The sequence below is a fragment of the Micrococcus sp. 63XJN7_6_ISO-PGPR-S23-444 genome (assembly GCF_058072765.1).
Genome location: NZ_CM176516.1, coordinates 1,520,945 through 1,539,001 on the forward strand (window position 1 = coordinate 1,520,945; position 18,057 = coordinate 1,539,001).

General features: G+C 74.6%; 20 protein-coding genes. 7 read left to right on the forward strand and 13 right to left on the reverse strand.

The window, feature by feature from the left end; genetic code table 11:
• Positions 1 to 8: 8 nt before the first annotated feature.
• Positions 9 to 521, reverse strand: a complete 513-nt coding sequence (locus AC3RJ9_RS06910) for a (deoxy)nucleoside triphosphate pyrophosphohydrolase (protein ID WP_061866992.1) — start codon at positions 519 to 521, stop codon at positions 9 to 11.
• A 56-nt stretch (positions 522 to 577) separates the two neighbouring features.
• On the opposite strand from AC3RJ9_RS06910, the gene AC3RJ9_RS06915 reads away from it, so the two are divergent.
• Both AC3RJ9_RS06915 and AC3RJ9_RS06920 read left to right on the forward strand, forming a co-directional pair.
• A complete protein-coding gene (locus tag AC3RJ9_RS06915) occupies positions 578 to 1,900 on the forward strand; it encodes an MFS transporter (RefSeq protein WP_061866993.1) in 1,323 nt (440 codons plus the stop codon).
• Positions 1,901 to 2,042: 142 nt separating this feature from the next.
• A complete protein-coding gene (locus tag AC3RJ9_RS06920; protein ID WP_061866994.1) occupies positions 2,043 to 2,315 on the forward strand; it encodes a GlsB/YeaQ/YmgE family stress response membrane protein in 273 nt (90 codons plus the stop codon).
• Positions 2,316 to 2,424: 109 nt separating this feature from the next.
• On the opposite strand, the gene AC3RJ9_RS06925 is transcribed toward AC3RJ9_RS06920, so the two are convergent.
• From AC3RJ9_RS06925 to infC, 4 genes are all read right to left on the reverse strand, one after another.
• Positions 2,425 to 3,321, reverse strand: coding sequence for a TrmH family RNA methyltransferase (locus AC3RJ9_RS06925; RefSeq protein WP_049145970.1), 897 nt, complete (start codon positions 3,319 to 3,321; stop codon positions 2,425 to 2,427).
• A 136-nt stretch (positions 3,322 to 3,457) separates the two neighbouring features.
• On the reverse strand, positions 3,458 to 3,844 hold the full coding sequence (gene rplT / locus AC3RJ9_RS06930) for a 50S ribosomal protein L20 (protein WP_041105250.1): 387 nt from the start codon (positions 3,842 to 3,844) through the stop codon (positions 3,458 to 3,460).
• An 88-nt stretch (positions 3,845 to 3,932) separates the two neighbouring features.
• Entirely contained in the window at positions 3,933 to 4,127 is a 195-nt protein-coding gene (gene rpmI / locus AC3RJ9_RS06935; RefSeq protein WP_002853699.1) for a 50S ribosomal protein L35, read from the reverse strand.
• A gap of 104 nt (positions 4,128 to 4,231) precedes the next feature.
• The gene (gene infC / locus AC3RJ9_RS06940; RefSeq protein WP_225348917.1) at positions 4,232 to 5,254 is read right to left on the reverse strand and encodes a translation initiation factor IF-3; all 1,023 of its coding nucleotides are present in this window, start codon (positions 5,252 to 5,254) and stop codon (positions 4,232 to 4,234) included.
• A gap of 328 nt (positions 5,255 to 5,582) precedes the next feature.
• On the opposite strand from infC, the gene AC3RJ9_RS06945 reads away from it, so the two are divergent.
• Positions 5,583 to 5,954: a DUF1844 domain-containing protein gene (locus AC3RJ9_RS06945; RefSeq protein WP_036313345.1), complete on the forward strand. Its 372-nt coding sequence runs from the start codon at positions 5,583 to 5,585 to the stop codon at positions 5,952 to 5,954.
• Between the two features lie 67 nt (positions 5,955 to 6,021).
• Here AC3RJ9_RS06945 and AC3RJ9_RS06950 read toward each other — a convergent pair whose 3' ends face one another.
• Positions 6,022 to 6,498, reverse strand: coding sequence for a hypothetical protein (locus AC3RJ9_RS06950; RefSeq protein ID WP_041105247.1), 477 nt, complete (start codon positions 6,496 to 6,498; stop codon positions 6,022 to 6,024).
• A 367-nt stretch (positions 6,499 to 6,865) separates the two neighbouring features.
• Between AC3RJ9_RS06950 and AC3RJ9_RS06955 the strand changes: the two genes are divergently transcribed.
• Positions 6,866 to 7,114 (forward strand): WhiB family transcriptional regulator, encoded by a 249-nt coding sequence (locus tag AC3RJ9_RS06955; RefSeq protein ID WP_002854852.1) that lies wholly within the window; start codon positions 6,866 to 6,868, stop codon positions 7,112 to 7,114.
• 62 nt (positions 7,115 to 7,176) lie between these two features.
• Here AC3RJ9_RS06955 and AC3RJ9_RS06960 read toward each other — a convergent pair whose 3' ends face one another.
• Genes AC3RJ9_RS06960 through AC3RJ9_RS06970 form a run of 3 tightly spaced genes read right to left on the reverse strand, consistent with a single transcriptional unit; the run spans position 7,177 to position 10,888 of the window.
• The gene (locus tag AC3RJ9_RS06960; protein WP_036316015.1) at positions 7,177 to 8,685 is read right to left on the reverse strand and encodes a sensor histidine kinase; all 1,509 of its coding nucleotides are present in this window, start codon (positions 8,683 to 8,685) and stop codon (positions 7,177 to 7,179) included.
• The gene (locus tag AC3RJ9_RS06965) at positions 8,655 to 10,238 is read right to left on the reverse strand and encodes a tyrosine-protein kinase family protein (protein ID WP_123244130.1); all 1,584 of its coding nucleotides are present in this window, start codon (positions 10,236 to 10,238) and stop codon (positions 8,655 to 8,657) included. The genes AC3RJ9_RS06960 and AC3RJ9_RS06965 overlap by 31 nt, the downstream gene beginning before the upstream one ends.
• Before the next feature lie 2 nt (positions 10,239 to 10,240).
• Positions 10,241 to 10,888, reverse strand: coding sequence for a CpaB family protein (locus tag AC3RJ9_RS06970; protein WP_123244131.1), 648 nt, complete (start codon positions 10,886 to 10,888; stop codon positions 10,241 to 10,243).
• 225 nt (positions 10,889 to 11,113) lie between these two features.
• Between AC3RJ9_RS06970 and AC3RJ9_RS06975 the strand changes: the two genes are divergently transcribed.
• The gene (locus tag AC3RJ9_RS06975; RefSeq protein ID WP_123244132.1) at positions 11,114 to 11,338 is read left to right on the forward strand and encodes a helix-turn-helix domain-containing protein; all 225 of its coding nucleotides are present in this window, start codon (positions 11,114 to 11,116) and stop codon (positions 11,336 to 11,338) included.
• 15 nt (positions 11,339 to 11,353) lie between these two features.
• Here the strand turns inward: AC3RJ9_RS06975 and AC3RJ9_RS06980 are convergent, their stop codons facing one another.
• Positions 11,354 to 11,911 carry a hypothetical protein gene (locus tag AC3RJ9_RS06980; RefSeq protein WP_036383497.1) on the reverse strand — a complete coding sequence of 186 codons (558 nt, stop codon included), beginning with the start codon at positions 11,909 to 11,911 and terminating at the stop codon, positions 11,354 to 11,356.
• 156 nt (positions 11,912 to 12,067) lie between these two features.
• Between AC3RJ9_RS06980 and AC3RJ9_RS06985 the strand changes: the two genes are divergently transcribed.
• Together AC3RJ9_RS06985 and AC3RJ9_RS06990 are read left to right on the forward strand one after the other, a co-directional pair.
• Positions 12,068 to 12,820 (forward strand): LysM peptidoglycan-binding domain-containing protein, encoded by a 753-nt coding sequence (locus AC3RJ9_RS06985; RefSeq protein ID WP_044659782.1) that lies wholly within the window; start codon positions 12,068 to 12,070, stop codon positions 12,818 to 12,820.
• 50 nt (positions 12,821 to 12,870) lie between these two features.
• A complete protein-coding gene (locus AC3RJ9_RS06990; protein ID WP_052833459.1) occupies positions 12,871 to 13,383 on the forward strand; it encodes an Rv3235 family protein in 513 nt (170 codons plus the stop codon).
• 87 nt (positions 13,384 to 13,470) lie between these two features.
• On the opposite strand, the gene secA is transcribed toward AC3RJ9_RS06990, so the two are convergent.
• The 3 genes from secA to AC3RJ9_RS07005 form a co-directional block, all read right to left on the reverse strand.
• The gene (gene secA, locus AC3RJ9_RS06995; protein WP_123244134.1) at positions 13,471 to 16,206 is read right to left on the reverse strand and encodes a preprotein translocase subunit SecA; all 2,736 of its coding nucleotides are present in this window, start codon (positions 16,204 to 16,206) and stop codon (positions 13,471 to 13,473) included.
• 174 nt (positions 16,207 to 16,380) lie between these two features.
• Positions 16,381 to 17,058 (reverse strand): ribosome hibernation-promoting factor, HPF/YfiA family, encoded by a 678-nt coding sequence (hpf, locus tag AC3RJ9_RS07000; RefSeq protein WP_041105232.1) that lies wholly within the window; start codon positions 17,056 to 17,058, stop codon positions 16,381 to 16,383.
• Between the two features lie 149 nt (positions 17,059 to 17,207).
• Positions 17,208 to 18,005 (reverse strand): ComF family protein, encoded by a 798-nt coding sequence (locus AC3RJ9_RS07005; RefSeq protein WP_041105230.1) that lies wholly within the window; start codon positions 18,003 to 18,005, stop codon positions 17,208 to 17,210.
• Between the last annotated feature and the right edge of the window lie 52 nt (positions 18,006 to 18,057).

Here is an 18,057-nt window from a genome sequence, read left to right on the forward strand (position 1 = left end):
GTGTCGACTCAGCGCCCCGCGGAGAACGCCGTGGCGGCGCCACGGAGCACCTCGGCCACGATCGGCCGGTCCGCCGGGATCCAGTCCAGGTGCCGCACGCCCGGCCCGGCGAGCGGCAGCCACGCCAGCAGGTCGTGGTCCTGGAGGGCTCGGGGCGTCGCCCCCTCCTCCGCCAGGACGCCCCAGAACACCCGCATCCGGGCGCCGTTGGCCAGCTCCCACCCGTCCGGCTCCGGCGCCGCCACCTCGGGGCCGAGCCGCACGGCGACCCCGAGCTCCTCCCGGCACTCCCGCAGCAGCGCCTCCTGGACGCCCTCCCCCGGCTCGACCTTGCCCCCGGGGAACTCCCAGAGCCCCCGCAGCGGGGCAGGCGCGCTGCGACGGGCCGCCAGCAGGCGGGTCGGCGCGGCCACATCGTCGAGCAGCGCGAGCCCCACGACCTGCCGCGGTCGCGCACCGTCCCGGGGCGACGTCGTCGGGCTGGCGGCGGGCGCGGGGCGCACAGGTGTGGCGGAGGTCATGAGCCCAGGCTAGCGAGGCCCCCGCCCCCGCAGACCGGAGTCCGTAGGCTGGGTCGGTGCCCATCCCCACTCCCGCCGCCGACGGCGCCCACGACCGTTCCCCCCGTGCTCCGCGTCCGACGCGCCCAGACCCGTCCGTTCCGCCGACCGTGCCGCCGGGCCCGGGCGCGTTGCTGGGCGGCCGCCGTGTGCGTCTGCTGCCGGCCATCCTCGCGCTGGCCCTGGGCAGCTTCGCGATCGGCACCACGGAGTTCGCGATGATGGGCCTGCTGCCGCAGGCGGTGGCCGACCTCGGCGTCGGTCTCGAGGCCGGCGGCGTGCTCATCTCCATGTACGCCCTGGGCGTCGTGATCGGCGCTCCCCTGCTGGCCGCGTCGTTCGCTCGCGTCGACCGGCGGGTCACGAGCATCGTGCTGATGCTGCTGTTCGTCGTGGGACACGTGGCCGCGTTCCTCGCCCCGGACATGGGGAGCATGATGGCGGCCCGGTTCGTGTCGGGCCTGCCCCACGGCGCCTACTTCTCCGCGGCCGCCCTGGCCGCGGCGGACCTCGCCGGGCCCGCCCGCCGCGGCCAGGCCGTGGCGTGGGTGATGGCCGGGCTGTCCGTGGCCAACGTGCTGGGCGTGCCGGGCGCGACGGCGCTCGGGCAGGCCGTCGGCTGGCGCTGGATGTTCGTCATCGTGGCGGTCTGCGCGGCCCTGTGCGTCGGGGCGACCGCGTGGCTCGTCCCGTCCGTGCCGGCCCCCGCGGGCGCCTCGGTCGGCCGCGAGCTGCGCGGTCTGGCCTCCGGCCGCCTGTGGGCGACGGTGGCCGTGGGCGTGATCGGCTTCGCCGGCATGTTCGCGCTCTACACCTACATCGCGCCGCTGCTCACGGAGGTCGCGGGCCTCGAGGAACGGTGGGTCCCCGCCGTGCTGGCCCTCTACGGCGTCGGCATGGTGATCGGCACGCTCGTCAGCGGCGCGCTCACGGACCGCGACCCGGTCGGCACCCTGCGCCTGAGCTTCGGGCTCAGCGCGGTCTCGCTGGCCGCCGTCGCACTGACGGCCCCGTGGGCGCCGGTGATGATCGTGTTCCTCTTCTGCGTGGCCGTCAGCGGCTCCGGGATCGCCCCGTCCCTGCAGGTGCTGCTCGTGGACTCCGCGCCCACCGCACCCCAGCTGGCCGGTTCGCTCAACCACTCCGCGCTGAACATGGCCAACGCGATGGGCGCGTGGGTCGGGGCGGCCGCGATCGGGGCCGGGGCGTCGCTGCGGACCCCGCCGCTGGTCGGTGCGGGCATCGCCCTGGCGGGCCTGGTGCTGGCGTTCCTCCTCGTGCGCCGCGACGTCGCGGCCTCACCCGGCGTCCGGGCTGACGACGGCGGCTCGCCCCGCTGAATCTCCCACACGAGGCCGGGGCGAACCTCGTCACGTCGGAGAATCTCGAAAAAGTCGGGGCGCCAGAGGTGGCCCCCCGTGAAAATCCCTTGCTACGTTCCTTCTCGTACGTCAGATTCGAAACCCGAAAGGAACCATCATCATGGGCATCATTGGCTGGATCGTTCTCGGCCTCATCGCCGGTGCCATCGCTCGCGCCATCCTCCCCGGACGTCAGGGCGGCGGCTGGCTCGGCGCCCTCCTCACCGGCATTGTCGGTGCTCTCCTCGGCGGCTGGATCGCCTCCCTGGTGTTCAACATCAACGTGAACGAGAAGTTCTTCAGTCTGGGCACCTGGATCTTCGCGATCATCGGTGGTGTCATCGTCGCGGCCGTGTGGCAGGCCATCACCCGCCGCACCGGCACCCGTGCCTGAGTGAGCTGAGCGGCCCGGTTCGACCCGGACACGCAGAAGGGGCGGGGATCCACGCGGATCCCCGCCCCTTCTGCGTGTCCGGACGGCTGGCGCCGCCTCGTGCGCCACGTCAGCCGGCGCGCCGCGCCCCCGCCATCGCGGACGAGTACAGGCACACCGTGGCGGCGGTCCCCACGTTCAGGGACTCCGCGGCCCCATACAGCGGCACCGCCACCCGGCGGTCCGCCAGTGCGAGCTCACCGTCGTCCAGGCCCTGAGCTTCGTTGCCGAACAGCCACGCGGTCGGCGCGGCAACCACGCCGGGGGCGAGGGCGTCGAGCCGGTCCGAGGCGTAGCCGTCGGCGGCCCACACCTGGAGGCCTGCGGCCCGGGCTGCGGCCGCCGCCGCCTCTGCGGGGACGGCGGTGGCCACGGGCAGGTGGAACAGCGACCCGGCGGTGGACCGGACCACCTTGGGGTTGAACGGGTCGACGGAGCCCGGGGTGAGGACCACCGCGTCCGCCCCGGCCGCGTCCGCGGCCCGGATGACCGTGCCGGCGTTCCCCGGGTCCTGCACGCGGCACAGCACGGCGGCCAGGCGCGCCTCCTCGAGGACCGCTTCGACGGCCTGCGGCTCCGGCATCCGCGCCACGGCGACGATGTCCTGCCCCGTCACGGCGTCGGCCATGGCGGTGAGCACCTCGTCGCTGGCCTCGCGCACCAGGACGCGCTCACCACCCGGCGTCGGGCGGTCCCGGACGCGCGCCACGAGCTCGGCCAGCGCGGGGTCCCGGTCCACGAGTCCGCCGGACACGTACACCTGGGTCAGCACCCGCCCGGCGCGCCACTGCCCCGCGGCGGCCGTCGGCCCCTCCCCCAGGTGGGCGCGCAAGGCCTCGCGGCAGGCCTGCGGCCCCTCGACGAGGAACGTGCCCGTCCGGCGTCGGGCGGAGCGGCCCGCGAGGGCTGCCACCGCGCGCACGCGCTCGGCGCGGGGATGGGTCATCGGCTCGGCGTGCGGGGTCATGGGGTCTTCCTGGTCGGGGCTCGGCTGCGGGTGCGCAGACGCCGACGGGGCGGGCCTCGGTGGAGGACCCGCCCCGTCGGCGGTGGTGCTCACGCCTGGGGCGTGGTGGTGGGGCTCTCAGGGCCCCGGAGCCGGCTCAGCGGGAGACGGCGGGGGCGTTCACGTCCGCGGGCAGCGCCTCGCGGGCGGTCTTCACCAGCACAGCGAAGGTCGCGGCGTCGGAGACGGCGATCTCGGCCAGCATGCGGCGGTCCACCTCGACGCCGGCCAGCTTGAGGCCCTGCATGAAGCGGTTGTAGGTCATGCCGTTGGCGCGGGCGGCCGCGTTGATGCGGGTGATCCACAGGCGACGGAAGTCACCCTTGCGCTTGTGGCGGTGCTGGTAGTTGTAGGTGAACGAGTGGAGCATCTGCTCCTTCGCCTTGCGGTACAGGCGAGACCGCTGGCCGCGGTAGCCGGAGGCGCGCTCCAGCATGGTCCGACGCTTCTTGTGGGCGTTCACTGCCCGCTTCACACGTGCCACGTGCGTACTCCAATCTGTGTGGTCCCCGGGGCGCGCACTGGCGCGTCACGGCCGAGGAGGAAGGGGTTCCGGCGAGGCCGGGGGGGTGTCAGATGCCGAGCATCCGCTTGATCTGCTTGATGCTGCCCTTGGAGACGAGCTGGTCGCCCTTGAGACGGCGGGTCAGGCGCGAGGACTTGTGCTCCAGGTAGTGGCGGCGGTTCGCCTGCTGGCGCATGATCTTGCCGGAGCCGGTCACGCGGAAGCGCTTCTTGGCACCGCTGTGGGTCTTCATCTTCGGCATGGCTGCCGTTCTCCTTCACTCATCGCTGCCGTGCGCGGCGCGCGCGGCAGTGCTGGTCACCCCGGTCCGTCCGGACCGGGCTGGTCTGTGGCGACCCCGGGGGGTCAGGCCCGAGGACCGGGCTTGGGGGCACCGCCGCGGGGGGCGGCGGGCTTGGGCGGGGCCGGCATCGGCTTGGCCGCCGGCTTCGGAGCCGACGACGGCGCGGCCGGCTTGGCGGCGGACCGCGGCTTCGGCGTGGCAGCCGGCGCAGCCGAGGACTGCGGCTTCGGCGTCGCGGCCGGCTTCGGGGCCGATGCGGGCGTGGCGCTGGAGGCCGGCTTCGCAGCCGGGGCGGCCGCGGCCGGGCGGGGAGCCGCCGGGGCCGGGGTCTTCGGCGCCTGCGTCGTCTCGGCCGGGGCCGCGGAGGCGTTCTCCTGCGTCCGGGCGGCCATGGCCTTCAGCTGCTCGGGGAACGCATCCCCGACCGAATTCCGCACCGGGGCGGAGTCGGACGCCGCCTTCTGCGCGGCGCGCTCCTTGGCCTCGCGGGCGGCCTGGTCGCGACGCGAACCGCCGCCCTGACGCTCGCGGTGGCTCTCGGCCGAGTTCTTGCGCTGGTCCGCCCGCGCATCGGCCTTGGTGCGCAGCGGGCCGACCACCATCACCATGTTGCGGCCGTCCTGGCGCGGCTGCGATTCGACGGTGCCCAGCTCGGCGACGTCCTCGGCGAACTGCTGCAGCAGCTTGATGCCGAGTTCGGGACGCTGCTGCTCACGGCCGCGGAACTGGATGATGGCCTTGACCTTGTCGCCCTGGCTCAGGAACTTCTTGGCGTGGCCGGTCTTGGTCTCGTAGTCGTGCTTGTCGATCTTCAGGCGGAAGCGGACCTCCTTGAGGACCGTGTTCACCTGGTTCTTGCGCGACTCACGGGCCTTCACCGCGGCCTCGTACTTGTACTTGCCGAAATCCATCAGCTTGCACACCGGAGGCTTGGCCGTGGGGGCCACCTCCACGAGATCCAGGTCCGCCTCGGCGGCGAGCCGGAGGGCGTCCTCGACGCGGACGATGCCGACCTGTTCGCCGTTCGGGCCGACCAGGCGGACTTCCGGAACGCGGATACGCTCGTTGATGCGGGGATCGCTGATGGTGGTACTCCTCTGTGTGAGACGACGGGTGACCCCGCGCCCACCGGAGGGGCCCTCGGAAACGAGGAAGGCCTCCCCTGCGCGGACGCAGACGGAGGCCTCGACACGATCCCGTCGGACGGGACCCTCGGTGCGGGCTGCGCGCCACGACGCGGCGGTCCCGACCGGCGACCCGGCAACTCGGCCCGGGGCGAACCGGACATCCTGCTGACGCGGGTGGGAGAGAGGCCTCCACTTTGCTGCTCCTGGCCCGTGCATGCCCGCCCCGGGGTCACCGGATGACGAGGTCTTGCGCGGACCACGAGTGGTCTATGGGAAGCTTACCACCATGACAGACGAACGTCAGGCCCAGGACGCCACCCCCATGGACGCCCCCGCCGAGATCCGCGACATCCACGAGGTCCCCGCCGTCGAGGTCATCACGACCACCGCCGTGCACCTGATGACCGCCGCCGCCGTCAAGTGCGGCCTGGCCGACTCCCCCGACGCCCGCGAGCTCATCGATCTCGACGAGGCCCGCAAGCTCATCACGGCCCTCGCCGGGCTGGTCACGGCCGCGGCCCCCGAGATCGGCAGCCAGCACGCCGGACCGCTGCGCGACGGGCTGCGCTCGCTGCAGCTGGCGTTCCGTGAGGCCTCCCCGTTCCCGGACGCCCCGGGCAAGGGCCCCGGCGAGAAGTTCACCGGCCCGGTGAACTGACCACGGCCCCGATGACGACGACGGCGCGCCCCTGGCCGGGGGCGCGCCGTCGTCGTCGGGGCGGGGCTCAGGCGTCCGTCGAGGCCTCCGGGGCGGGGGTGAGATGCCGGGTGACCGGCGTCGTGAAGAGGGTGAGCAGCGCGACGCCGGAGACCGCGAGCAGCGGCCCACCCAGAGCGGCGGCGTCCACGCTGAAGAGCCACGAGGACAGGAGCACACCGAAGAGCTGGATCGCGACGGCGGCGCCGCGGCTCCACGCCCGACCGCGCAGCAGGGCGACGGCGGTCGCAAGGATCCACAGGGTGAGCAGCGCGTAGATGACGACCAGCATCACGCGGGCGCCGGCCGGGAGCACCCCGTCCGCCGCATGCACCACCGCGTCCACGGCGAGCCAGAGGAGCGCGCCCGCCTCGAGCACGAGCGCCGCGGCGACCACGAGGACGGCCACCGGCAGGCCCCGGCCGGGGCGGGGCGGGACCGTCGTCGCGTCGGCGCCCGACGACTCGGACGGGGCGACGGGGTCGGGGCGGCGGGACTGTGCCATGGGGCCTCTCCTGCGGGACGGCTGCGGGGACGGACGTGTCCCCCACCGTACGCCGGGCGGTGCGCGGGCCAGGTCCGCGGCGACGCGCCGCCCCGGGCACAGGTGTGACCAAGGACTCACTGGGAGGTGCGGTGATGCACCTCATTCACCTCTTGTTCACTCGTGAGGGCCGTGCGAGGATGGCACGCGAAAGATTCCCGGGGGCCGCGTTCGTACGAAAGCGGTCCCCGTTGCAATGACCAGGGTCGCCCTCCGTATCGGTCGTGCCGCGCGTCGTCCGCGCAGGCCCCCGCGCCCGCCGCCGGCGGAGGCCGTGACCACCGGCGCCCGCGGGCTCCGGCTCTTCCGACAGAAAGTGAGCGGACCGATGGATTGGCGCAGTAAAGCAGCGTGCCTGGACAAGGACCCGGAGCTGTTCTTCCCCGTGGGCAACACCGGCCCCGCCCTCCTGCAGATCGAGGAGGCCAAGGCGGTGTGCCGCTCGTGTGAGGTCGTGGACACGTGCCTGAAGTGGGCCATGGAGTCCGGCCAGGACTCGGGCGTCTGGGGCGGCATGAGCGAGGACGAGCGGCGCGCCATGAAGCGCCGTGCGGCACGCGCCCGCCGCGCCTCCTGACCCACCCGGACCACCGGCCCCGTCGACCTCGTCGACGGGGCCGTCGTCATGCCCGGCCGGGTTCACGTCAGGGGCAGTCGCAGCACGACGCGCGTGCCGCCGTCGTCGGACCGCTCCCAGCGCAGGGTGCCGCGCAGGTCCCCCTCCACGAGCGAGTGCACGATGCGCAGGCCGAGCCCCGATCCCTCGCCCGCGCGGGGAGACTCCCCCGGCACCCATCCGTCGGGGGCGGCGGGGCCGCCGTCCGTCACGGACACGACCAGCACCGTTCCTGCGGGGGTCGACTCGCGGTCGGCGTGCAGGCCCACGCAGCCACCGCCCGGCGCCGTGCCGTGCTCGACGGCGTTGGCCGCCAGCTCATTGAGCACCAGCGCCAGCGGCGTGGTCACGTGGGAGGGCAGTTCACCGAACTCGCCCGTGACCGCGACCTGCAGCGGCCGCCCGTCCCCGGCCACCTCGACGGCCAGGCGGAACTGCCGCTGCAGCAGACCGTCCACGGGGACCTGGTCCTCGATCTCCTCGCTCAGCGTCTGGTGGACGAGGGCGATCGTGTCCACCCGCTGCATCGCCTGACGCAGCGCACGCTCCGCCTCGGGCGAGGACGTGCGCCGCGCCTGCATGCGCAGCAGCGATCCCACGGTCTGCAGGTTGTTCTTGACGCGGTGGTGGATCTCGCGGATGGTCGCGTCCTTGGTGAGCAGACGCTGCTCCTGGCGGCGCAGCTCGGTCACGTCGCGCAGCAGCAGCAGCGCCCCCTGCCAGCCGTCCGGACCGAGCAGGGGGACGGAGCGCACCGTGAGGGACGCCCCGCCGGACTGCACCTCCCGCCGTCCGGCACGCAGGCCGGTGAGCACCGCCCACGTCCCCTCGTCGGTGGGAACGCGGGCGGCCTCGGTGCTGGCCAGCACGTCGGTGAGCCGGTGCCCCTCGAGGGTCGAGGCGATGCCCAGCCGGCGCAGGGCGGAGACCGCGTTGGGACTGGTGAACTCGGCGACCGAGTCCGGCCCGAGCACGACGAGGCCGTCCCCCACCCGCGGCGTGCCGCCCGCCCAGAGGCCGGAGGGCTCCTCGGGCGCCGGCCAGCGGCCGTGCTGCATCATGTCCAGCAGGGTGCTGGCCGTCCGGCTGTAGTTCTCCTCGATCACCGAGCGCGCCGGCCGGCCGTTCGGGTCCGCGTGCGCGGAGACGACCGCGATGACCCTCCCGGCGCGGACCACCGGCCACAGACGCACCTGCAGCGTGCCTCCCGGGGCCTCGACGGGGCCGGCCCCCTCGGCCCGCTCCCCGCCATGCCACGTCTGCCCGACGACGGCCCGCAGGTCCGCGCGGGCGCGCGAGCCCACGATGTCGCGGTGGAAGAGGGTGGGAGCGGTGAAGGGCCGGACCTGGGCGAGCGCGACGAACCCTCCGGCCTCGTCGCGGCGGGGCACGGGGCACCAGAGCACGAGGTCCGCGAGCGCCAGGTCTGCCACGAGCTGCCAGTCCCCCACGAGCCGCTGCAGCCAGGCGCGGTCCTCGTCTCCGATGTCCGGGTGCGACGTCAGGGGGTCCTGCGCGAGCGAACTGACCATGGGATCAGGGTACGGCGACGTGCCGGGCGGCCCGTGTCCGTGGCGTCGCGGGCGGCGTCGGACGACACGGCGGCGATGGTCTGCGAGGGCCGTGCGCGGTGCCGTCCGCGGCGGGCGGGGCGGGCAGGGACACCGGCCAGCGTGGCGAGGGCGCGACGCAGCGGGCTGTTCGGAGCGGCCTCGGCGAGCACCTGGCCGGCGAGCAGCGCGGGGTCCGCGGCGGCCGGGTCCCACGGCAGGAACGCCTCCAGGGGCGTGGCCGGCGAGGCGTAGCGGTTCCAGACGGCCTCGACCTGCCCGCGCGGGGCGACGCCGGCGGCGGCGGGCCGGAGCCGGTTGACCACGACGCGCAGCCGTGCCGCCGGGGCCGCCTCCGCCAGCTCCTCGACCCCGCGGACCAGGCGGGGCAGGGCGACGGCGTCCGGCCCGCCGACCGCGATGACCTCGTCGGCCGCGGCGAGCGCCGCCAGGGTCGCACCGTTGCGCTGTGGGGCGGGCACGTCGAAGGACAACTCCTCGTCCTGCTCGAGACCGAACCCGACGTCGACGACCACGCGGTCCCAGTGTTCCCTGGCGGCCGCGATCAGCGCGGAGACGGCGGCGGGGCGCAGCTCGGGCCACCGGTCCACGCGGGTGAGCCCCGTCAGAACCGTCAGGTCCGCGCCGGCGACGCGGACGCGGACGCCCGCGGCCGCCAGGTCGGCGGCGCCCAGTCGGCCGTGGTCGGCCCGCCGCACGGCCCGCGACACGCCGGCCGACTCCTCCGTCAGCCCCAGGTGCACACCGACGGCGGGGCCGTACGTGTCCAGGTCGACCAGCAGCGTGTTCCGGCCGGCCACGGCGTGCTCGGCGGCGAGGTTCACGGCGACGGTGGTGCGTCCCGGGGCGCCGGTGGGACCCCACACCACGGTCACCAGGGACTCCCGCGCGGGTGCGGTCGGTTCGCCCTCCTCCGGAGAGGGTGCGGGGTCGGCTCCCTCGCCCGCGGTGGCGGGGCCGTCGTCGGGGGTGGCCGCGGCGGGGGCGGCGCCCGGCCCGGCGTCGTCGGGCTCGTCGGCGTCGCGCCAGGGGTCCGTGAGGCCGGGCACCTCGTCCGCGCCGAGCGTCTCCAGGGTGATCGGCAGGTCGTCGAGGTCCTCGGCGTGATCCCGGGCGTGGTCGGCGTCCTCCCCGTGCGAGGTCTCCGGCCGGCGGCCCTCCGCGGCGGCGCTCGCGGACTCCACGACGACGGCCGCGATCTGCTCGGGGTCGGCGTCGGCGCGCACGCAGGGCACCCCCATGCTGCGGAGACGACGCCGCTCGGCACGGACCTCGCTGAGCGCCGCCACGCCCACGGGTCGGGGCAGCCGGGCCGTCTCCTCCAGGAAGGCGGCGGTGAGGGACTCGGTGTCCCCGGCCACGAGGACCGCGTCCACGAGACCGGAGCGGGCGATGGCGAGCAGCTCGGCGATGTCCTCGGCCCGGCGGAGGACCGTGATGTCCGTCTGGTGCCGCTCGAGCGGGCCGATGTGGTCCAGGCCCGGCTGGACGGTGGTGGCCAGGGCGATGCGCACGGTCAGCGCACCCCGTGGGCCGGCACGAGGGTGACCCGCGCGTCCTTCACCTTCGCGTCCACGATGCGCGGCAGGGTCTCCTTTGGTGCCAGCAGCTGCACCCGGGTGGTGCCCGAGCCGCCGAAGCCGTTCTGCTCCGCCGTGACCTCGGAGATCTCGAGCGCCTCGGCCAGCCGGGCCGGGTCTGCATGGCCGCGGCCTCCCTCCGCCGGCATGGCCACCCAGACGTCCACGCGGTCTCCCACGCCCACGCCGGACGGCAGCGGCTCGTCCAGGGCCACCCCGACGGGACGACGGCCGTCCGGGTCCGCGTCCACCAGTGCCGCCGCCGGCAGCAGCTCACCGGCCCGGACCGTCCCGGAGACCATCCGCCCCTCGGGAGCCGGAGCATCGGCGCTGAGGTACCGCTCGCCGGCCTCGCTGAGGTTCACCTCCACGGGGCGCAGGTCCCCGGACGCGATGGGTGTGCCCGGGGGCAGGTCCTCCGCAGCCGTCCAGTACGCTGCGGTCCGCTGGGCGGAGGCGACCAGCGCCACGACGCCGGCGATCGAGGCGAGGACGAGCACGAGACCGACGAGGAGCCGGGGATCCCGCCAGCGGGGCCGGCGCAGACGGCCGCCCTCGGCGGACGCGGACATGGTCGTGGACACCGGATGTTCCCCCCTTCGGACCGGCCCCTCGGGCCGCCGCGGCCCCGGCACCCCGTCGGTGTCGGCCCCTCCGCGCTGCGCCCAGAGTAACCACAGGGGCCGTGGATCGCCGGATCCGCCGCGTACGCTGTGGAAAAGTGTCGCCTCCGGGTGTTCCCGGGGTTGAATGGGTCGACGTCGTGGGCCGCCCGCGACCGTCCTGGACGCCTCGACCGAAGGAGCACCGTGCAGCGCTTTCTCACCCTGACCGACGTCGCGGAGACCCTGAACATCTCCGGTCAGGCCGCCCGTGCCCTGGTCCGCTCGGGTGAGCTGCAGGCCATCCAGGTCGGGGGCCGCGGTCAGTGGCGCATCGAGCTGTCCTGGCTCGAGGACTACGTGGAACGTCAGAAGGAAGTGACGCGCGCCCGCGTCCGGGAGTGGACCGAGGCGGACGCGCAGGCCCGCTGAGCCCACACGGTCTGCTCAGGCGGGGCGCAGCGCGGTCCGGACCGTCCCCAGCGCCCCGAACGGGATGACGAGCCGCCCGCGGACGGCCGCGGCCCGCCGGGCCTCGTCCCGCGGGTGGCGGGCGATGTCGAGGTGGTCGCCGCCGACCCGGTCCACGGTGCCCTCCGCCAGCGCCGCGCCGAGGCGTCCCGTCACCGCCACCGGCTGGCGCGTCCGCGCGATGCCGCGCAGCACCGTCCCCCAGCCGGCCGCGGCGAGCTCGGGCGCGGCCACGGCCCGGGTCAGGTCGGCCTCCACGGCCGCCACGCAGTCCACCGCGACGATCGCCGATCCCGAGCCGTCGACGTGCACGCCGACCCAGCCCTGGCCCACCGTGTGCACCACGCCGTCCACGACCTCGCCCCAGGCCAGGTGGAGCCGGACCTGCCGCCCTCGGGCTCCGCGCAGGCGGTCGGCCAGGGACAGCGCCATCCACTCCGCTCGGGTCAGCTCCGCGGCCTCGGCCACCGTCTCCTGCCAGCCGAGGTCGGCCCAGTGCGCCTCCAGGTCGTCGAAGAGTCCGTTCCACCGCATGCGCTCAGCATAGGAGGCTCAGCGCCGGACATCGGTCGTCATCAAACATCATCAAACATCACTCTTGACACCTATCGGCCCGTGCAGTTCACTGTGATCATCATCACCGGCCTGATCGCGGGATCCCGGCCGGACGGACGCACAGGAGGGGAATCCATGGAGCGCTCGACATCACCGGCCGGCCCGGCCCCGACCCGTCCGGTCGACGCGGCGGACGCCGTCGGCCTCACCGTCCTGCTTCTGGCCGGTCCCGGTCTGCTCGCCTGTGCCGCGGCGCTGCTGCAGACGGGCACCAGCGCGCCCGGGGCGGAACTGACCCGCGTGCTGGGCCTCGGTGCCGGTCTCGCCGGGCTCGGACTGCTCGCATGGTGGGCGGTGGGCCTGATCGGGCTGGCGCTCGTCGCGCTGGGGCGCCGCGCGGGTCGGCCGGCCTGGGCCCGCCTGGGCCGGAGCCTCACTCCCGCCCTGCTCGGACGCGTGGCAGGCGCCGTCGTCGGTGCCCAGCTGCTCGCGGCACCGGCCGCGTGGGCGGACGCGGCTCATCCCGTGCCGGACGCCTCCTGGACCGTGGCTGCGGTGCCTGCGCACGCCACCGGCGTCGAGGCCCCGGCGCCGGACGCCGCGTGGACGCCCCGGCCCCCGGCGCCGGCCCCACCGGGCGCCGGCACCGGCCGTGCGGATCCGGACCACCCGACCGTCACCGTCCGGCGCGGCGACTGCCTGTGGCACCTCGCCGCCGCCGAGCTCGGCCCGGACGCGACCCCCCGAGAGATCGACGCCCGCTGGCGCCGCTGGTACGAGGCCAACCGACGGGTGATCGGCGACGACCCGCACCTGCTGCTGCCCGGCACCGTGCTGACCTCCCCCGTGTTCACCCCGCACGCCGGCGTGGACGGACCACGGCCATGACATCCACGACCCTGCACTCCCCCGCTTCGCCTCGTCCTCAGGAGACCGCCATGACCACCCTCGCCACCCGCCCCCGCGCCGCTTCCGACCGGCGCACCGCCGACACCCTCCTCCACGGGCCCGCCCACAGCCCCGCAGTCCTGCCCCGCGGTGAGGAGATCGCCCGGCGGGCCCGCACCGAACAGGGGCGCGAGGAGCTGCGCCGCGTCCGCTCGCTCGCCGCCGTGATCGCCGTCGCCTGCGTCGAGGTCGAGACGGGCCGCCGTGCCCTGCGGGACCTCTCCGGCTGGCTCTCGCCCGAGGTCCTGGACAAGTTGACCCGTCGCATGGAGCTGCTGGGCGCCGTCGCGCCGACCGGGCCCGGTCGACGGCCCTCCGCGGCCGTCCCGCCCCGGACGCCCAAGTCCGCACCCCGCCCGGTGGGTGCCCGCGTGTGCGAGGTCGCGCCCGGCCGGGTGGAGGCCAGCGCGACGGTGCTGTGGGAGGGCCGGGCCCGGGCCTTCGCGCTCCGACTCGAGCGGCGGCTCAGCCGGTGGAAGGTGACGTCGGTCGAGATCGGCTGAGCCGGATCGTCCCGTCGGACTGACGAGCGAGGGCCCGGAGACCTGGAGGTCTGCGGGCCCTCGTCCTGCGTCGTGGCAGGATGCCGGTCAGCCGCGGCGGCCGCGGCGCTCCGCCTGACGGCGGGAGCGGCGGTTCGTGCCCGCCGCGACCGTGGCGCCGGAGTCCGTGCCGCTGCGGGTGACCGCGCTCTGCCCGTCCTCGGACGGACCGGTGAAACGCAGCTGCGCCGGCTGCTGCGGGGCGTCGATGCCCTCCACGGAGATCTGCGGGGCCATCGTCACGGCGCGGGCGTCCTGGACGCCGGGCAGCGACGTCGACGCGGGGGCCGCACTGATCTGCGCCTGGAACAGCGTGCGCACGGCGTCCTCGCGGATGGCGGCGAGCATGTTCTGGAACATCGTGTAGCCCTCGCGCTGGTACTCCACGAGGGGCTCGCGCTGGGCCATCGCGCGCAGCCCGATGCCCTCCTTGAGGTAGTCCATCTCGTAGAGATGCTCCTGCCAGCGGCGCCCGATGGTGGCGAGCACCACGCGACGCTCCGCCTCCCGCAGCGCCTCGGACCCCACCTGCGCCTCCCGGTCCTCGTACGCCAGGAGCGCATCGGAGACGAGTTCGCGCTTGAGGACCTCGGCCTTGAGCCGGCCCCGGCCGCCGACCTCGTCGAGGACGTCCTCCTGCGAGATGCCCACGGGGTAGAGCTCTGCCAGGTCCCGCCACAGCTGGTCGAGGTCCCAGTCGGTGGCGTGGCCCTCCTCGGTGGCCGCGTCCACGATGTTCCCGACGGCGTCCTCCACGAAGCGGCGCACCCGGTCCTGCAGGTCCTCCCCCTCGAGGATGGAACGGCGGTCCGTGTAGATGGCCTCGCGCTGGCGGTTCATCACGTCGTCGTACTTGAGCACGTTCTTGCGCTGCTCGGCGTTGCGCCCCTCGACCTGCGCCTGCGCGTTCTGGATCGCCTTCGAGACGAAGCCGAACTCGAGCGCCATGTCGTCCGGGATCGACGGGCTGTTCATGATCCGCTGGGCCACGCCCGGGTTGAAGTTGCGCATGAGCTCGTCCGTGAGGGAGAGGTAGAACCGGGACTCGCCCGGGTCGCCCTGACGGCCGGAACGACCGCGCAGCTGGTTGTCGATGCGGCGCGAGTCGTGGCGCTCGGTGCCCACCACGTACAGGCCGCCGGCCTCGATGACCGCGCGGTGCGCGTCCTCCACGGCGGCCTCGGCCTGCGCCAGCACCTCGGGCCAGCGGGCCTCGTACGCCTCCGGGTCCTCGGCGGCGTCGAGGCCCAGCTCCTGCATGCGGGCCACCGCCGTGAACTCGGCGTTGCCGCCGAGCATGATGTCGGTGCCGCGGCCGGCCATGTTGGTGGCCACGGTGACGGCGCCCGGGCGGCCGGCCTGCGCCACGATGGCGGCCTCGCGGGCGTGGTTCTTCGCGTTCAGGACCTCGTGGCGGACGCCGCGCTTGGCCAGCAGCGTGGAGAGGTACTCGGACTTCTCCACCGAGGTGGTGCCCACCAGGACCGGTTGGCCCTTCGCGTGCCGCTCGGCGATGTCGTCGACGACGGCGTCGAACTTGACCTTCTCGTTCTTGTACACCACGTCGTTGCGGTCCACGCGCTGTCGCTCCCGGTTCGGCGGGATCACGACGACGCCGAGGCCGTAGGTCGACGTGAACTCGGCGGCCTCCGTCTCGGCGGTGCCCGTCATGCCGGCGAGCTTCTCGTAGCCGCGGAAGTAGTTCTGCAGGGTCACCGTGGCCAGCGTCTGGTTCTCGGGCTTGACCTCGACGCCCTCCTTGGCCTCGATGGCCTGGTGGAGCCCCTCGTTGTAGCGGCGTCCCTTGAGCACGCGGCCCGTGTGCTCGTCGACGATCTGCACCTCGCCGTCGAGGACCACGTAGTGCTTGTCCCGCTTGAACAGCTCCTTGGCCTTGACCGCGTTGTTCAGGAACTGGATGAGCGTGGTGTTCTGCGTCTCGTACAGGTTCGTGATGCCGAGGTGGTCCTCGACCTTCTCGATGCCGGGGCCGAGGATGCCGACGGTGCGCTTCTTGTGGTCCACCTCGTAGTCCGTGTCCGCCTCGAGGCGGCGCACCAGCCGGGCGAACTCGCCGTACCACCGGTTGGCCTCTCCCTGGGCGGGGCCGGAGATGATCAGCGGGGTGCGGGCCTCGTCGATGAGGATCGAGTCCACCTCGTCGACGATCGCGTAGTGGTGCTCACGCTGCACGAGCTCGTCGAGGGACCAGGCCATGTTGTCCCGGAGGAAGTCGAAGCCGAACTCGTTGTTCGTGCCGTAGGTGATGTCCGCGGCGTACTGCTCCCGCCGTACGGCCGGGGTCTGGCCCGCCACGATGACGCCCGTCTGCATGCCGAGGAAGCGGAACACGCGGCCCATGAGGTCGGCCTGGTAGGAGGCGAGGAAGTCGTTGACCGTCACCACGTGCACGCCCCTGCCGGACAGCGCGTTGAGGTAGGCCGGAGCGGTGGCCACGAGGGTCTTGCCCTCGCCGGTCTTCATCTCCGCGATGTTGCCCTGGTGCAGCGCGATGCCGCCGAGCAGCTGGACGTCGTAGTGCCGCTGGCCGAGCGTGCGTCCCGCGGCCTCCCGGACCGCGGCGAACGCCTCCGGCAGGAGCAGGTCCAACGACTCGCCGTCCGCATGCCGGGCCCGGAGCGTGTCCGTCTCGGCACGCAGCTCCGCATCGCTGAGCGCCCGGAAGTCGTCCTCGAGGAGGTTCACGGCGTCCACCGTGGCCTGCATACGCTTGAGGACGCGGTTGTCCGAGATCTTCAGGACGCGGTCGATGATCGAAGGCACTGGTTCTCTGCTCCCTTGCGGTGTGGCCGGGGCGGGACGGGATGCCCCTCGCGCTCGGCCGTGGCGCGGTCTCCGGGACAGTGTACGGGCCGAGCCCGGACGGGCCGCGGCGCCCGTCCCGGAGGGGAAGGGCGCCGCGGCGTCAGCAGGTCGTGGTCGACGTCGGCGGGGCGGTCAGTCCTCCCGCGCCTGGTAGGCCCGCTCCCCCTCGGAGGCGGAGACGTGATCCTGCGGGAGGGACTCGTCCAGGCGGATCACGCCGTAGCTCCAGCCCCGACGACGGTAGACCACGGAGGGCACGCCGGTCTCGGCGTTCTGGAAGAGGAAGAAGTCATGACCCACCAACTCCATCGCGTCCACGGCCTCGTCCACGCTCATGGGGGTCGCGGGGAACGCCTTCTGGCGGATGCGCACCGGGGTGCCCACCTCGGGGGCGTCCTGCTCGGCGGCCTCCTCCGCGGCCAGCGCGGCACCCGACGGCGGCAGCGGCGGCACGAATCCGACCTCGCCCGCACCGCGGGAGGCGCCGAGCTTGCCGTGGCGGCGGTCCTTGCGGCGGTCGCGCATGCGCCGCAGGCGCTCGGTCAGTCGGGTGGCGGCCTGGTCGAAGGCTGCCAGCTTGTCGTCCGCGTCGGCCTCGGCCCGCACGACGTCCCGCGGGCCACGGACCGTCAGTTCCACGCGGACCGTCTCGTCCGAGTGCTTGTGGTGGGAGGACTTCGTCACGCGGACCTCGAGCGTGTCGGCGCCCTCGGCGAGCGGCTGGAGGCGCTCGGTGCGCTCGACGACGTGGTCGCGGAAGCTCTCCGGGAGCCTGAGGTTGCGGGCGATGTAGCTGACATCCATGGTCATGGCGTCCTCCTGGTCCGACTCTCACGGGTCCGGCCTCGGGAGGGGAGGTGCGCCTCGGTGTCGCGTCCGCAGGGCGGCGGCGGGTCCGAGGGTGCGACCTCCTTCCAGCCGTCGGCAGGACGGGAACCGTAGGGGCGATTCCGTGCCGTTCACCCTACCCGGGGGCCTGGCCGGGGGCCAGGCTCGGCGGGGTCCCGCGGCGGGGCCACGGCCGCGAGCACGACGGCCCCGACGGGGTGCCCGCCGGCGCGGCGCACCGCCTCCGCGAGCGCGGCGAGGGTGGCGCCGGTGGTGAGGACGTCGTCCACGAGCAGGACGGGCGCGCCGGCCGGCAGCCGCCCGGCGGCGACGCGCCAGTCCCGGGCCCGCCGGCGGCGCTGGCCCGCCCCGGCGCCCGCGTGGGACGGGCCGCCGCCCCGGAGCGTGCTCGCGCGGGGCAGCAGGCGCGCACGGACGGCGTCGGAGACCAGCCACGGCGCCGGCAGCGCCCGGGTGAGCTCGGCGAGCGGGTCGTAGCCGCGCCGTCGGAATCCGACCGCGCCGCCCGGGACCGGGACGAGCAGGGCGTGCCGCGCCCCGGGCAGGTCCGGCTCGAGGCGCGCCGCGGCGACGGTCCGGCAGAGGGCCTCGCCCAGCACGCCGCGCAGGTGCAGCGCGTGATGGTCCTTGAACGCGAGCACGGCGGCCGCCAGCGGTTCTGCGTAGCGACCGGCCGCCATCACCGGCAGGGGAGCGCCGCCGGGGCCCAAGGGCAGGGCCGGGGCGTCCTGCTCCGCCCGGAAGGGCAGGGACAGGGCGGCGGTCAGTCCCTCCGCGCAGGCCGGGCAGAGCCGGTGGCCCGGCGCCGCGCACACCGCGCACTCGGCGGGCAGGACCAGGTCGGCCAGGGCCCGACCGAGGGCGCCGAACGCCGACGCCGGGGACGGGGAGGACGGCGGGGAAGGCATGCGATGAGTCCACCGCACGCCACCGCCGTCCGGGCGCCGGGGCGGGCCGCTG

Bases quoted from the DNA above. Each gene is read 5' to 3' on its own strand.
- AC3RJ9_RS06910 (WP_061866992.1), bottom strand. From the start codon at position 521: ATGACCTCCGCCACACCTGTGCGCCCCGCGCCCGCCGCCAGCCCGACG.
- AC3RJ9_RS06920 (WP_061866994.1), top strand. From the start codon at position 2,043: ATGGGCATCATTGGCTGGATCGTTCTCGGCCTCATCGCCGGTGCCATC.
- AC3RJ9_RS06925 (WP_049145970.1), bottom strand. From the start codon at position 3,321: ATGACCCCGCACGCCGAGCCGATGACCCATCCCCGCGCCGAGCGCGTG.
- rpmI (WP_002853699.1), bottom strand. From the start codon at position 4,127: ATGCCGAAGATGAAGACCCACAGCGGTGCCAAGAAGCGCTTCCGCGTG.
- AC3RJ9_RS06945 (WP_036313345.1), top strand. From the start codon at position 5,583: ATGACAGACGAACGTCAGGCCCAGGACGCCACCCCCATGGACGCCCCC.
- AC3RJ9_RS06950 (WP_041105247.1), bottom strand. From the start codon at position 6,498: ATGGCACAGTCCCGCCGCCCCGACCCCGTCGCCCCGTCCGAGTCGTCG.
- AC3RJ9_RS06955 (WP_002854852.1), top strand. From the start codon at position 6,866: ATGGATTGGCGCAGTAAAGCAGCGTGCCTGGACAAGGACCCGGAGCTG.
- AC3RJ9_RS06960 (WP_036316015.1), bottom strand. From the start codon at position 8,685: ATGGTCAGTTCGCTCGCGCAGGACCCCCTGACGTCGCACCCGGACATC.
- AC3RJ9_RS06980 (WP_036383497.1), bottom strand. From the start codon at position 11,911: ATGCGGTGGAACGGACTCTTCGACGACCTGGAGGCGCACTGGGCCGAC.
- AC3RJ9_RS06985 (WP_044659782.1), top strand. From the start codon at position 12,068: ATGGAGCGCTCGACATCACCGGCCGGCCCGGCCCCGACCCGTCCGGTC.
- AC3RJ9_RS06990 (WP_052833459.1), top strand. From the start codon at position 12,871: ATGACCACCCTCGCCACCCGCCCCCGCGCCGCTTCCGACCGGCGCACC.
- hpf (WP_041105232.1), bottom strand. From the start codon at position 17,058: ATGACCATGGATGTCAGCTACATCGCCCGCAACCTCAGGCTCCCGGAG.
- AC3RJ9_RS07005 (WP_041105230.1), bottom strand. From the start codon at position 18,005: ATGCCTTCCCCGCCGTCCTCCCCGTCCCCGGCGTCGGCGTTCGGCGCC.